Annotated in this window: 15 protein-coding genes and 3 tRNA genes; 15 read left to right on the top strand and 3 right to left on the bottom strand. The window is 69.6% G+C overall.

Annotation, left to right across the window (positions count from 1 at the left end):
* Positions 1-15: 15 nt before the first annotated feature.
* Positions 16-1,467 (bottom strand): NCS2 family permease, encoded by a 1,452-nt coding sequence (locus AC4D2F_RS15310; protein ID WP_490911316.1) that lies wholly within the window; start codon positions 1,465-1,467, stop codon positions 16-18.
* A 133-nt stretch (positions 1,468-1,600) separates the two neighbouring features.
* Between AC4D2F_RS15310 and AC4D2F_RS15305 the strand changes: the two genes are divergently transcribed.
* Entirely contained in the window at positions 1,601-2,224 is a 624-nt protein-coding gene (locus tag AC4D2F_RS15305; protein WP_490911314.1) for a copper resistance CopC family protein, read from the top strand.
* 46 nt (positions 2,225-2,270) lie between these two features.
* Here the strand turns inward: AC4D2F_RS15305 and AC4D2F_RS15300 are convergent, their stop codons facing one another.
* Positions 2,271-2,921: an FAD-dependent monooxygenase gene (locus AC4D2F_RS15300; protein WP_258069823.1), complete on the bottom strand. Its 651-nt coding sequence runs from the start codon at positions 2,919-2,921 to the stop codon at positions 2,271-2,273.
* A 253-nt stretch (positions 2,922-3,174) separates the two neighbouring features.
* On the opposite strand from AC4D2F_RS15300, the gene AC4D2F_RS15295 reads away from it, so the two are divergent.
* Positions 3,175-4,191, top strand: a complete 1,017-nt coding sequence (locus AC4D2F_RS15295; RefSeq protein ID WP_104167211.1) for a universal stress protein — start codon at positions 3,175-3,177, stop codon at positions 4,189-4,191.
* A gap of 23 nt (positions 4,192-4,214) precedes the next feature.
* Here the strand turns inward: AC4D2F_RS15295 and AC4D2F_RS15290 are convergent, their stop codons facing one another.
* Positions 4,215-4,586 (bottom strand): metallopeptidase family protein, encoded by a 372-nt coding sequence (locus AC4D2F_RS15290; protein ID WP_490911313.1) that lies wholly within the window; start codon positions 4,584-4,586, stop codon positions 4,215-4,217.
* A gap of 146 nt (positions 4,587-4,732) precedes the next feature.
* Here AC4D2F_RS15290 and AC4D2F_RS15285 point away from each other — a divergent pair.
* From AC4D2F_RS15285 to AC4D2F_RS15225, 13 genes are all read left to right on the top strand, one after another.
* Positions 4,733-4,805, top strand: a tRNA-Glu gene (locus AC4D2F_RS15285).
* A gap of 88 nt (positions 4,806-4,893) precedes the next feature.
* Positions 4,894-4,967: transfer RNA gene (locus AC4D2F_RS15280), tRNA-Asp, on the top strand.
* Between the two features lie 71 nt (positions 4,968-5,038).
* Positions 5,039-5,111, top strand: a tRNA-Phe gene (locus AC4D2F_RS15275).
* Positions 5,112-5,342: 231 nt separating this feature from the next.
* Entirely contained in the window at positions 5,343-5,813 is a 471-nt protein-coding gene (locus AC4D2F_RS15270; RefSeq protein ID WP_490911312.1) for a hypothetical protein, read from the top strand.
* 69 nt (positions 5,814-5,882) lie between these two features.
* Entirely contained in the window at positions 5,883-6,341 is a 459-nt protein-coding gene (locus tag AC4D2F_RS15265; protein ID WP_104167207.1) for an Asp23/Gls24 family envelope stress response protein, read from the top strand.
* Between the two features lie 7 nt (positions 6,342-6,348).
* Entirely contained in the window at positions 6,349-6,540 is a 192-nt protein-coding gene (locus AC4D2F_RS15260; RefSeq protein WP_104167205.1) for a DUF2273 domain-containing protein, read from the top strand.
* Positions 6,541-6,584: 44 nt separating this feature from the next.
* Positions 6,585-6,965 (top strand): hypothetical protein, encoded by a 381-nt coding sequence (locus tag AC4D2F_RS15255; protein WP_490911615.1) that lies wholly within the window; start codon positions 6,585-6,587, stop codon positions 6,963-6,965.
* Positions 6,962-7,564 (top strand): DUF6286 domain-containing protein, encoded by a 603-nt coding sequence (locus tag AC4D2F_RS15250; protein ID WP_490911311.1) that lies wholly within the window; start codon positions 6,962-6,964, stop codon positions 7,562-7,564. Before AC4D2F_RS15255 ends, AC4D2F_RS15250 begins: the two co-directional genes overlap by 4 nt.
* Complete coding sequence (locus tag AC4D2F_RS15245) at positions 7,561-8,211, top strand: hypothetical protein (protein ID WP_490911310.1); 651 nt, start codon at positions 7,561-7,563, stop codon at positions 8,209-8,211. Before AC4D2F_RS15250 ends, AC4D2F_RS15245 begins: the two co-directional genes overlap by 4 nt.
* A 179-nt stretch (positions 8,212-8,390) precedes the next feature.
* Positions 8,391-9,743, top strand: a complete 1,353-nt coding sequence (locus AC4D2F_RS15240; RefSeq protein WP_181033600.1) for an ABC transporter substrate-binding protein — start codon at positions 8,391-8,393, stop codon at positions 9,741-9,743.
* A 131-nt stretch (positions 9,744-9,874) separates the two neighbouring features.
* The gene (locus AC4D2F_RS15235; RefSeq protein ID WP_258069822.1) at positions 9,875-10,840 is read left to right on the top strand and encodes a carbohydrate ABC transporter permease; all 966 of its coding nucleotides are present in this window, start codon (positions 9,875-9,877) and stop codon (positions 10,838-10,840) included.
* Positions 10,837-11,799 (top strand): carbohydrate ABC transporter permease, encoded by a 963-nt coding sequence (locus AC4D2F_RS15230; protein WP_490911309.1) that lies wholly within the window; start codon positions 10,837-10,839, stop codon positions 11,797-11,799. Before AC4D2F_RS15235 ends, AC4D2F_RS15230 begins: the two co-directional genes overlap by 4 nt.
* Positions 11,800-11,802: 3 nt before the next feature.
* Positions 11,803-12,813: a LacI family DNA-binding transcriptional regulator gene (locus AC4D2F_RS15225; RefSeq protein WP_490911307.1), complete on the top strand. Its 1,011-nt coding sequence runs from the start codon at positions 11,803-11,805 to the stop codon at positions 12,811-12,813.
* The last annotated feature ends 15 nt before the right edge of the window (positions 12,814-12,828 follow it).

The raw sequence follows: 12,828 nt of genomic DNA, 5'->3' as shown, positions 1-12,828 counted from the left end.
GTCGTCGGCCGCGGATCAGACGCCGAGGATCTCCTCGATCGGCCCGATGCCGAAGAACACCACGAACGCGGCGGCCACGGCCCACATCAGCGGGTGCACCTCGCGGCCGCGGCCCTGGATGGCGCGGATCAGGACGAAGGCGATGAAGCCCGCGCCGAGGCCGTTCGCGATCGAGTAGGTGAACGGCATGAGGGTGAAGGTGAGGAACGCCGGGATGGCGATGCCCCAGTCGTCGAAGTCGATGCGCCCCACCTGCGCCACCATCATGAAGCCCACCACCACGAGGGCCGGAGCAACGGCCTCGAACGGCACCAGGCTGATGAGCGGTGTGAAGAACATCGCCAGGAGGAACAGCATGCCCGTCACCACGTTGGCGAGGCCCGTCCGGGCTCCCTCGCCGATGCCCGCCCCGGACTCGACGTAGATCTGGTTGGACGAGACGGATCCCGCGCCGCCTGCCACGGCCCCGAGGGCGTCGATCACGAGGACGCGGTTCACGCCGGGGATGTTGCCCTTGGCGTCGACGAGCTTCGCCTCGTTCGCGAGCCCCACCATGGTGCCCATGGCGTCGAAGAAGATGCTCAGCAGGATCGTGAAGGTCAGCAGCACCGCCGCGGTCCCGCCGAGATGCCCGAAGGCCCCGAAGAGGCTCACGTTGCCGATGAGGCTGAGGTCGGGGACACCGACCCACGAGCCGGACGGGAGCTCCGGGACCACGAGCGACCACCCTGCCGGGTTCGGCTCCTCGCCCGGCGTGAAGCTGGCACCGATATCGAAGACGGCCTCGAGGACGACGGCGAGCACCGTCGCGGCGAGCACGCCGATGAGGATCGCCCCGCGCACCCTGCGGACCACCAGGGCGATCGTCAGGATCAGGCCGAAGACGAACACCAGGGTGGGCCACCCGATGAGGACGCCGCCGAAGCCGAGGCCCACGGGCACGGTGGTGTTGGCGACGTCGGGGACGCGGCGCACGAAGCCCGCATTGACCAGGCCGATCAGCGCGATGAACAGGCCGATGCCCACCACGATCGCCGTCTTCAGGCTCTCGGGGACGGCGTTGAAGACGGCCGTACGGAACCCGGTCAGGACCAGCACCAGCATGGTGAGGCCCGCGAGCATGACCAGGCCCATGATGTCCGGCCAGGTCAGGCCGGGGTTCGTCGCGACGGTGATCGCCACGAACGCGTTGACGCCGAGTCCGGTGGCGAGGGCGAAGGGGTACTTGGCCCAGGCGCCCATGACGATGGTCAGGATGCCGGCCACGAGCGCGGTCACCGCGGCGACGCGTTCGAACCCGAGCTCGGTGCCCGAGGAATCGGCGCCGGCAAGGATGAGCGGGTTGAGCACCACGATGTAGCTCATGGCGAAGAAGGTGGCGAGTCCGCCCCGGATCTCGCGGGAGACGGACGACCCCCGCTGGGTGATGTGGAAGTAGCGATCCAGCGCGGAACCGGTTTTGAGCATGGGAGGTCCTAGGGGGAAGGGGCGGGTCGGGGAAATTCTATCCCGGTGGTCCGCTGTGGCCCCGTTCGTGACGGACCTCGGCGGGAGCCCGGTGTCCCAGCACGCCATCAGGGACGCCACGTAGGGTGGAAGCATGGCTGCCTTCCTCCTGCCCTCCCGGTCCGCGACATTCGACCGCCCGCGCCGCCGTCGTGCTGACCGGGTCCTCGCGGCGCTCCTCCCCGCCGTCCTGCTCGCGCTCGCGGTCCTCCTGGGCGCCGGTGGGGCCGCGACCGCCCACGACGAGCTGACCGGGAGCAATCCCGCAGAGGGCGCCGTGGTGGACGTGCTGCCGCCGAGCCTGGAACTGAGCTTCTCCAGCGTCCCGTCCGGGATCGGAGCGCAGATCCAGGTCCTGGACGCATCCGGGGCGGACTGGGCGGACGGTCCTGCGGCGATCGTCGACCGCTCGGCCACCCAGCCCCTGCGCCCGGGCGCTCCCGCGGGCGAGTACACCGTCAACTGGCGTGTGGTCAGCGCCGACTCCCACCCCATCGAGGGTTCCTTCGCCTTCACCACGCAGGAGGGCGGGACGACGGCGCCGGACACCGCGAGCACGCCCGGTCCCATGGACGTCCAGGACGATCAGGCGGAGGAGACCCAGCAGGCCGGCGTCGGCGACTTCCCCTGGAGCATCGTCCTCATGATCGCGGCACTCGTGGCCATCGCCGTCGTGCTCGCGGTCACGGCACGGAAGCGGCTCGGCGCCGGCAGGTAGGCGCCGGCACGTAGGCGCGGATGGACAGGCGCCCGCAGCACCCGGCCTACAGGGGCGAGATCGCCGCGCGGGGTGGCACGATGCGGTTCAGGGCGGAGGGCCCCTGCTCCACGATGGCGTCGCTGACCAGCTTCGCCTGGCGGATGATCTCGCGCGTGGTGGGCGTCAGGAGTTCGCCGACGCCCACGAGGTAGAGCCCGATCGCGCGCAGGGTGTCCTTGACGTCGCGGCCGATCGCGATGTCCATCGAGCGGAGGAACCTGCGCAGCTCGTTCTGCGGGAACTTCGTGAGGACCACGTGGTCGGCGAGGAGCACCCCGTCCGCCGTCTGGACCGCCCACTTCTTGCGCTCCACAGGAGCCTTGATGAGTTGGGGGTGGCCGATGATGCAGAGCTGTTCGGCCACGGTGGTCTGGCGGACGTCGATCTGGTGGGCGGTCGCGTAGCCGCGCAGGAGCCGCATCAGTTCGGTGCGTTCCGAGAGGGAGACGGAGTCCGTCATGACGGTGCGCAGGGGCCCGGAGTCGAAGCACTCGACGCTCTCGACGACGATCGCGTCGATGCCGCGGCGGCTGAGCTCGCTGGCGACGGCGAGGCCCGACAGCCCCGAGCCGATGACCACGGTGCTCGTCTGCTCGGCCGCGGCGGGCGCAGACGCAGACGCAGAACGGACGGGATCAAGCGGCAAGGAATCCACCGGGTTACCTCCACACGAAGCATGAATTCCGTACGGCCCGGCGCCTCTTCCGGGCCGTACGGACTCCTGGGTGCGAACGGTCGACCAGGAGCACTGCGTGCGGGGTTCTCCACCTGCCAGGCAGGGCCCCGCGACGGGTTCCTGCAGCCTATATAACATTTGGGACCGTGGATAGACCGATCATCCCCGGTGCGCTACAAATGGTGGACCGGCCGCTTTCGGCGGTCCGGGGTACCACCGAGGGAGGCCTGCCGTGAGCAGCGAGAACACCGAGGGCTTGCCGCAGGGGCTGGTTCAGCACGGGATAGTCGTCGGCGTGGACGGTTCCGACCAGAGCATCTGCGCGCTGCTGTGGGCCGCGCGTGAGGCCGGGCGCCGCAGCGCTCCGCTCTACGTGGTGACCGCCTACACGGTGCCGGTCTTCGCGGCGTCGAGCATGGACGCCGGCTACGCCACCGTGGACGACGAGGTCATCCGGGAGAGCGCACAGGCCGTCCTCGACGAGGCCGTGTCCCGTCTGGAGGGCATGGCGCTGGAGATCCATCCGCGGATCGAGACGGGCGACGCCGCCGGGGTGCTCCTCGATCTCTCCGAGGAAGCCGAGCTGATGGTGGTGGGATCGCGTGGCCGGGGCGGGTTCGTCGGCCGGCTGCTCGGCTCCGTGAGCAGCGCCCTGCCCGCCCATGCCAAGTGCCCGACGGCGGTCATCCCCGTCTGCACCGGTGTCCGGCTCGGCCACCCGGAGCTCGGCAGGAAGCAGGGGAAGGACAGGGACAGGGACGCGCCCGTGGAGCCCGTCGTGGTGGTCGGTGTCGACGGGTCGGAGCAGGCACGCACGGCCTCGCTCGCCGCAGCCGAGGAAGCCCGCTCCAGGGGATTGCCCCTGCGTGTCATCTGTTCCGTGGCGCCGTTCAACGGGTCGCTCGCCTGGGTTCCGGCGCCGGTGGACCGGAAGGCGCTGCACGCGGACCTCGCGGTCCAGCTGGCCGCCGGCCGCGACTGGCTGCAGAGCCATTACCCCGACGTCGACATCACGGTGGACCTCGTGGACGGACCGCCCGCCGAGGTGCTCATCGAGGCCTCGGCCACGTCGGAGCTGCTGGTCGTGGGGACGCGCGGGCGCGGGGGGTTCGCCGGCATGCTCCTGGGATCGACGAGCCAGGGCGTCCTGCACCACGCCCGCGGACCGGTGCTGATCGTCCCCGACCGGGCGGACCCGCGGCTCGAGGACCGGAGTTCGTTCGGCCCGATGGTTCCCCAGGCCGGCTGACCGGCCCGTCACCGCGGGCCGCGTCAGCCCCACCCGAGCTGGTGGAGCCGCTCGTCGTCGATGCCGAAGTGGTGTGCGATTTCGTGGACCACGGTCACCAGGATCTCCTCGACGAGCTCCTCGCGGGAGTCGCACAGGCGCATGAGGGGTCCCCGGAAGATGCTGATGCGATCGGGCAGCGACCCCGCGTCCCACCAGGAGTCCCGTTCGGTGAGGGGCGTGCCCTCGTACAGGCCGAGCAGTTCCGTGTCCGCGGCTTCGCCCGGGGGTGGCTCGTACTCCTCCACCACGAAGATCGCCACGTTGGTCATGGCGCGCGCGAGATCGTCGGGGATGCGGTCGATCGCGTCGTCGACGGCGTCCCCGAATTCCTCACGCGAGATCTCGAACGGCACGCCCCGATCGTATCCACTCCGGCCGTGGACGGTGATTTTGTGTAAACGGCGATGTGCCTCTATAGTTCTATAGGTCCACGACAGGGAATGATCCGCCGGAAATGCTCGTCCTCCGGAAGGTCGCAGGAGCCCGGACTGTGGTTCTGGCCCCCATCGTCTAGTGGCCTAGGACACCGCCCTTTCACGGCGGCGACACGGGTTCGAATCCCGTTGGGGGTACGCACGAGGCGCCCTCACGGGCGGTCAACCGGAGCGAAAAGTGCTGGTAGGCTGGAACTCTTGCAAAAACAGCAAGTGAAGTTAGCAAGGCCCTGTAGCGCAGTTGGTTAGCGCGCCGCCCTGTCACGGCGGAGGTCGCGGGTTCAAGTCCCGTCAGGGTCGCTCAGGCGGCCGGATCCCCCCGGGGAAGCCGGCCGGGCTGGATACGGTGATCATCCGCAAGATGGTTGCAAGGCTCTGTAGCTCAGTTGGTAGAGCGTTCGACTGAAAATCGAAAGGTCACCGGATCGACGCCGGTCGGAGCCACCGCTGAAACCCCGCAGTTCCCCACGGAACGCGGGGTTTTCTCGTCTGCCCTCCTCCCAGCCAACCCCGGGGTTCCGCCCGTAGCATTGCAGCGGGGCCGCGCCCGTCGTGCAGGGTCCGCAGCGTGCTGTCGTCCTCGCCGTACCAGGTCGCCGCGGGGAACTTCCCGGGATAGTTGCACGGTCACCGCGCGTTGGACCCCCGGCACCGCACCGAGACGAAAGGGCACCAGTGAGACTCCTGCCTTCCGCTACAGGGTTGTGCATCCTCGCGCTCGCCCTGGCCGGATGCGGGCAGGGCGACTCGGCGCCCGCCGAGACGATGCTGACGATGCCGGCCAGCCCGTCCCCGCAGCCCAGCACGGCGGCGCCATCACCGGACAGCATGGCCGGGGCGGAGAGCCCGACGGCGGCCCCCGAGACCTCCGACCACTGTGTCATCGTCGCCGGCGGCATGACCACCGCCATGCTCGCGCCCCTGACACTGCTCTCCGGCTCGGACCCCGACGAGTTGCTGGCCCTGCAGCAGCAGATCCTCGACCTCCGTGAGAAGGTGCCGGAAGACCTGCACGACGACTTCACCACACTCGCGCTCTCCGTCGAAGCACCACCCGAGGGATCGGGCACGTTCGACGAGGAGGCGTTCCGGCACGCCATGGTCCCGGTCCAGGACTGGCTCGGGCGGCACTGCACGGAGTCCTGACACGGCGCCCGCGGCAGGCCGGACGGGCCGTGGCTTACGCTTGGGCACAAGCGAAAGGGGCGTTATCCGATGATCGACCAACCCACGGGCCGGCAGCTGCCCGTTCCCCGGAATGCGGCGGACGGAAGGACCGTGATCGGCGACGCCGCGGCGGTGAAGATCGCCGCCATCGCAGCCCGGGCCGTTCCGGGCGTCCACGCGCTGGGCCCCGGCAGCGGGCGCGCCCTGGGTGCCATCCGCGACGCCGTCGGTGCCAACGACCTCTCCCACGGCGTCAAGGTCGAAGTCGGTCAGACCCAACTCGCCGTGGACATCAGCCTCGTCGCCTCCTACGGGTTCGCGCTGAACGCGCTCGCCGACGCCGTCCGCGCGGCCGTGTACGAGGCACTGACGGAGCTCGTCGGCCTCGAGGTCGTCGAGGTCAATGTCGAGATCCTCGACGTCCACCTCCCGCCTCCGGCCGAACCGAGAACCGCGGAGCGCGCCCCTGCGACGGGCTCCACCCAGCTCCAGCGACAGATCGAGTGAGGCACCCATGAACCCCACCATCGTCGGCATGGCCGCCGGAGCGGTCCTCGCCTTCGCGGCGCTCATCTTCGGCTTCTGGGGCTTTCTCCTGACGTTCCTCCTGGTGCTCTGCGGGGCCGTCGTGGGGCGCATCATCGAGGGCAAGCTCGACCTGCGCGGCGTCTTCGACGCCCTGTCCGGCCGCCGCTCGTCGTCGTGACCACCGAGCCCGTCCCGGCGCGCCTCCCGCAGCACATCCAGCCGATGGCGGCTGTCCCCGGGCGTCCTCCCGGACAGTCCCTCGCCGGCCACAACCGCATCACCACGCAGGCGCTCTCCAGCACCGCGCGGGCGGTTGCCGCCGACGTGCTCGGCGTTCCGCCCGACCAGGTCCGTGCGGCTTTTTCCGACGACCACGGTCTCCTCGCGCTCCTCCTCTCGCTGCCACTGCCCGTGCCGCCGCTGGCCCGCGTGGTGCGGGAACCCGACGTCGTCGGGACGTTCGGCGGCCCGTTGTGGGCTCGGGCGGACGCTGCGCGGTCCCCGATCCTCGAGCGGGTCGAGCAGCTCACGGGGGCGCGGCTCAGCCGGGTCGACATCCGCATCATCGGCAGCACCGTCACTAGGGGGGTGAGGGTCCGATGAGTACGGATCTGCCCGATCGGTCGACGCCGTCCAGTACCGCGCGCCTCGTGCGCCGCGAACTGCACTCCTCCCGCGCCGCGGCCTCCGTGGTGACCGCGGCACTGCTGATCGTGGGTTGCCTCGTCCTGCTGTTCGAGGCCGTCCTGCAGGCCGTGGGGGACGAGCCGTTCCTGCTCGACCTGGACGCCGCGGCGGCGTGGCTCGGTGCCCTGCCCGACGGCGTGCCCGCTTCCCTGCTCGGAGCGGGTTCCGTCCTGCTGCTCGTCATCGGTTTGCTGCTGGTCCTGCTCGCCGTCCTCCCGGGCAGACAGGCCCGCTACGCCCTCCCGAACGGGCGTGCGGCGGTCGTCGTCGACGCCGAGGTCGTGGCGTCGTCGCTCGCCCGGAGGGCGCGGATCGCCGCAGGGGTGGGGCCGGAGCAGGTCCTCGTCACGGTGGGACGCACCCTGGTCAGGGTGCAGGTCCGGCCGACGTCCGGGATCCCGGTCGACGCGGAGGCCGTCCGGGCGGCGGTCGCGGACGACCTCCGCCGATCGAGTGTCGACCCCGAACCACGGATCGCCGTCGTCGTGGCGGACTCGGGGGTGATCGGCCAGTGAACACGACACCACGGGGACTCAACCGGTGGGTGCTCGCCGTCATCGGGCTCCTCGCGCTGGCGGCGGGGGCCGCGGGACTCGCGCTCCTGACCGTGCCGGCCGTCGCCTCCTGGTGGGCCGCCGCGGCGCCGCGGGTCGGTAAGGCCCTCGACGGTGCCCGGACGCGGACCACCCCCGACGGCCAGGAGGACACCTGGTTGTTGCTGGTGCTGGCGGCGGTCCTGCTGCTGCTGATCGTGCTGCTCGTCCTCTGGATCACGGCACAGGGGAGGGGGCGGACGGGCATCTTCGCGTCCACGGAGGACCCCCGCACCCCCGCCGTCGGTGATCCGGGTGGTCCCGGCGGCACCGATGCCGTCGGGACGGTGACGATCACGGCCGCCGCCGCCGAGCAGGCGCTCAAGGCCGCGCTCCTGGAACGGCCCGATCTCGCCGCCGCCTCCGTCAGCACCTGGCGGGTCCGGGGCGTGCCGGGCCTGCGTGTCCAGGTGTTCCCCCGCAAGGGCGTGCCCGCGTACGCGGTCGCCGCTGACGTCTCGCGTCTCGTCGAGGCCCTGGACCGGGTCACCGGCTACCGTACGCCGGTGCTGATCAGTATCAGATCCGGGGCGCGGGTCCGGTTCTCGCGGGCCGACCGCGTCGCCTGAGTAGTGCAGTGATCACATTTCGGTATCGAAAGCGCTCAGGCGTCCGGGATGCTTGTGACGCATTATGTAAGCGCTTACTGTTGCGATACCAATCAGTGAGGCGGAACTTCCCCGGGTCCTGGCGCGTCCAGGCGCACGCCCGTACGTAGACGTACCGCCAGACAAAGGAGTCTGTTTCAATGGCGAATATTCGCTCACGGAAATTCGTGCTGCCCGTTGCAGCACTCAGTGTTTCCCTTCTCGCACTCGCCGGCTGTGGTTCGGAAGGCTCGGACAGCGCGGGAGGATCGGGCGACGCGGACTGCGCCGCCTATGAGTCCTACGGCACCTTCGACGGCGCCGAGGTCAGCGTCTACTCGACGATCGTCGACATCGAGGCCGAGCGGCTCGAGAACTCCTGGGCGGACTTCTCCGAGTGCACCGGCATCGAGGTGGCCTACGAGGGCTCCAAGGAGTTCGAGACGCAGATCGGTGTCCGGGCCCAGGGCGGTACGGCGCCGGACCTCGCGATCTTCCCGCAGCCCGGACTGCTCGCAGCCCAGGCGCAGGCCGGGTTCCTCAAGCCGGCACCCCAGGAGGTCTCCGATCTCGTGGACGAGGGGTGGTCGGAGGACTGGAAGAACTACGGCACCGTCGACGGAACGTTCTACGCAGCCCCGATGCTCGCCAACGTGAAGGGCTACGTCTGGTACGTGCCGGCCACGTTCGAGGAGAAGGGCTGGGACGTCCCCACCACCTGGGACGAGATGACCGAGCTGACCGAGAAGATCGCCGGCGAGGGCGACATGAAGCCCTGGTGTGCCGGCTTCGAGTCGGGTGAAGCCACCGGATGGCCGGGCACCGACTGGGTGGAGGACGCCGTCCTGCGCGAGCACGGCCCCGAGGTGTACGACCAGTGGGTCACGCACGAGATCCCGTTCGACGATCCCAGGATCGTCGACTCCTTCGACCGCGTCGGCGACATCCTGAAGAACGACGAGTTCGTCAACGGCGGCTTCGGCGACGTCCGGTCGATCCTCTCGACGCCGTTCGCGGAGGCCGGCCAGCCCGTCCTGGACAGCCAGTGTGCCATGCACCACCAGGCGTCCTTCCAGGCCGTGAACTGGCCCGAGGGCACCAACGTCGCCGAGGACGGCGACGTCTGGGCCTTCATGACCCCGCCGATCGACGCGGCCCAGGGCACGGCGATCACCGGCGGCGGGGAACTGATCGGTGCGTACGCGGACCGTCCCGAGGTCCAGGCGCTGCAGGCGTACCTGGCGACCGCCGAGTTCGCCAACGCCCGCGTCTCCCAGGGTGGTGCGATCAGCGCGAACAAGGGACTGGACCCCGAGCTCGCGGAGTCCGACCTGGACCGCCAGTCCATCGAGTTGCTGCAGGACCCGAACACAGTCTTCCGTTTCGACGGATCCGACCTGATGCCGGGTGCCGTCGGCGCGAACTCCTTCTGGAGCGGCATCGTCAACTGGATCAACGGCTCCTCGACCGAGGAGGTCACCCAGAGCGTCGAGGACAGCTGGCCCGCGTCCTAGCCCGGTAGCAGCGGGCACCCCCGCCGGGGTGCCCGCGGACCTTCGGTGGAGCGGGGAGGACCGTGCTCGCGGCCCTCCCCGCTCCGCCGCCTCCCCATTCACGTTCCAAGAGCACGCCAGGAGGCTGGGCTGTGGAAGAAATTGCAGACAAAGGTTTACAGGTGGTGGTGGGGCTCGCCGTCTTCGCCGCCATCATCGGGCTCATCATGCTGGTGGTGGACCGGGCCCCCAAGACCGGGCGGGAGAAGGTCCAGATCGCGGGCTTCCTCGCGCCGGCCCTGATCCTCCTCGCCGTCGGGCTCGTGTTCCCCGCGCTGCAGACCTCGTACCTCTCCCTGACCGGCCGCAACGGCGAATTCGTGGGGCTCGACAATTTCGTCTGGATGTTCACGCAACCCGAGGCGCTGGTCACCCTGCGCAACACCGTGATCTGGGTCGTCATCGTCCCGCTGCTGGCGTCCTCGATCGGTCTGGCCTACGCGGTCTTCATCGACCGGGCGCGCGGGGAGAAGGTGCTCAAGTCGCTGGTGTTCATGCCCATGGCGATCTCCTTCGTCGGCGCCGGTGTCATCTGGCGCTTCATGTACGCCTACAAGGGCCCCGAACAGGACCAGATCGGCCTGATGAACCAGGTCCTCGTCTGGTTCGGCCAGGAACCCAAGCAGTTCCTCCTCGACGCCCCCGAGAACACGTTCTTCCTGATCGCCGTCATGATCTGGATCCAGACCGGCTTCGCCATGGTGGTGCTCTCGGCCGCCATCAAGGGCATCCCGACCGAGATCGTGGAAGCCGCACGGCTCGACGGCGCCAGTGCGTGGCAGCAATTCCGCAACGTCACCATCCCCACCATCCGCGGCTCGCTGATCGTCGTCGTCACGACCATCACGATCGGGACGCTGAAGGTCTTCGACATCGTCCGGACCATGACCGCAGGACAGTACGAGACGTCCGTGGTCGCCAACGAGATGTACACCCAGGCCTTCCGGGCAGGTGAGCCGGGCCGCGGCGCAGCGCTGGCCCTGGTCCTCTTCCTGATGGTGATGCCGGTGGTCGTGTACAACGCCCGGCTTCTCCGCAAGCAGAAGGAAATCCGATGAGCACCGTCCCCCTCGAGAACAAGGACCTCCTGCCGGACGTCGAGGACGACGCCACGCGGGGCCGCCCCACCCTGCAGAAGCGCGTCAAGCAGAGGCTGACGTCCCGGGGTGCCACGGCCGCTGCCATCTTCGTCGCCGTCCTCTGGACCATCCCGACCTTCGGCATGTTCATCTCGTCCTTCCGGCCCGAGGACAACATCAAGGGCAACGGCTGGTGGAACGTGTTCACCGACCGCGAGCTGACGCTGGAGAACTACGCGGACGTCCTCAGCCCCGGCGGCAGCCAGTCGCCGAACCTGCTGTCCTACTTCGTCAACTCCCTGGCGATCGTGATCCCCGGGACCATCTTCACGCTGGTCCTCGGCGCGATGGCGGCCTACATGTTCGCGTGGGGGCGCTTCCGCGGCAAGGACGGGCTTTTCATCTTCGTCTTCGCCCTGCAGATCGTGCCCCTGCAGATGGCGCTCATCCCGCTCCTGCAGCTGTTCACGAAGGTCCTGACGATCGGCGAGTTCCAGCTCCTGCCCAGCGGCACCTACGCCCAGCTGTGGGTCGCGCACACGATCTTCGGGCTGCCCCTGGTGATCTTCCTCCTGCACAATTTCATCTCCGAGATCCCGGGAGAGGTGATCGAGGCGGCGCGGGTGGACGGGGCCGGCCACAGCACCATCTTCTGGCGCATCGTCGTCCCGCTCGCCACGCCCGCCCTGGCCTCGGTCGGGATCTTCCAGTTCCTGTGGCTGTGGAACGACCTGCTGGTGGCCCTCGTGTTCTCGGGCGGCGGAGCCGACGTCGCGCCCATCACCCAGCGGCTCGCCGAGCTCCAGGGCTCACGCGGCGGTGAGTGGCAGCGGTTGACCGCGGGGGCCTTCGTCTCCATGGTCATCCCGCTCGCCGTGTTCTTCGGGCTCCAGCGGTACTTCGTGCGGGGCCTGCTGGCCGGTGGCCTGAAGGGCTGACCGGTGACGAGCATCGACGACGTCGCGGCGTCCCTCGGGGTATCGACGGCCACGGTGTCCCGCGCGCTGCGCGGGCTGCCGGGCGTCGCCGAGGACACGCGGGCGCGGGTCACCGCGGAGGCGAAGAGGCTCGGCTATGTCCCGTCGTCGGCTGCCTCCGGCCTCGCATCGGGCCGCACCATGGCCATGGGCGTGCTCGTCCCGGTGATCGACCGCTGGTACTTCTCCGCCGTGCTGGAGGGCGTGGATCGCCAGTTGCGCGCGGCCGGGTACGACCTCATCCTGTTCAGCCTCGGGGGCGCGGGCGTGAACCGCGACCGGGTGTTCCATCGTTCCATCCTCCGCAAGCGGATCGACGCGCTGCTGGTCATGTGCATGCACCTCACCGAGGAGGAGCGGACAGCCGTCCAGCAGCTGGACTACCCGAACATCATGGTGGGCGGTGCGGTCGAGGGGGTCCGGCACGTCGGGATCGACGACGCCCGCGCGGTACGGGACGCGGTGGAGTACCTGATCGGTCTCGGCCATACGCGGATCGCGCACATGCGGGGCGGCGGGTCCTTCGACATCGACTTCGAAGTGCCGCGCCTCCGCGAGCAGGCCTTCCAGCAGACCATGACGGACCACGGGCTGACGGTGCGCGAGGACTGGTCCGCGTTCGGGGACTTCCGCTTCGCCACCTCCCGCCGGTCGGCACTGGAACTGCTCGCCGATCCGGCGGACCGGCCGACGGCGGTGTTCTGCTCGTCGGACGAGATGGCATTCGGCGTGCTGAAGGCCGCGGCGGAGCTCGGCGTCGCCGTCCCGGGTGAGCTGTCCGTGATCGGCATCGACGACCACGAGTTCTCCGAGCCCATGGGCCTGACGACCATCCGGCAGGATCCCGAAGACCAGGGCGCCTACGCGGCGGACCTCCTGCTCGGGGAGCTGCTGCGCAACGAGCCGGCGGACTACCCGCCGTCGCGACCCCACACGCTCGTGGAGCGGAAGACGACCGGGCCGGTCAGGGCCTGAGGACCGCCGTCGCCC

Source organism: Arthrobacter sp. TJ-263, from assembly GCF_058269155.1.
This window is presented reverse-complemented; position numbering and strand designations above follow the sequence as displayed.

Coding starts and splice junctions, on each gene's coding strand:
- AC4D2F_RS15310 (WP_490911316.1), bottom strand. CDS start 1,467: ATGCTCAAAACCGGTTCCGCGCTGGATCGCTACTTCCACATCACCCAG.
- AC4D2F_RS15305 (WP_490911314.1), top strand. CDS start 1,601: ATGGCTGCCTTCCTCCTGCCCTCCCGGTCCGCGACATTCGACCGCCCG.
- AC4D2F_RS15265 (WP_104167207.1), top strand. CDS start 5,883: ATGATCGACCAACCCACGGGCCGGCAGCTGCCCGTTCCCCGGAATGCG.
- AC4D2F_RS15260 (WP_104167205.1), top strand. CDS start 6,349: ATGAACCCCACCATCGTCGGCATGGCCGCCGGAGCGGTCCTCGCCTTC.
- AC4D2F_RS15255 (WP_490911615.1), top strand. CDS start 6,585: ATGGCGGCTGTCCCCGGGCGTCCTCCCGGACAGTCCCTCGCCGGCCAC.
- AC4D2F_RS15250 (WP_490911311.1), top strand. CDS start 6,962: ATGAGTACGGATCTGCCCGATCGGTCGACGCCGTCCAGTACCGCGCGC.
- AC4D2F_RS15240 (WP_181033600.1), top strand. CDS start 8,391: ATGGCGAATATTCGCTCACGGAAATTCGTGCTGCCCGTTGCAGCACTC.
- AC4D2F_RS15230 (WP_490911309.1), top strand. CDS start 10,837: ATGAGCACCGTCCCCCTCGAGAACAAGGACCTCCTGCCGGACGTCGAG.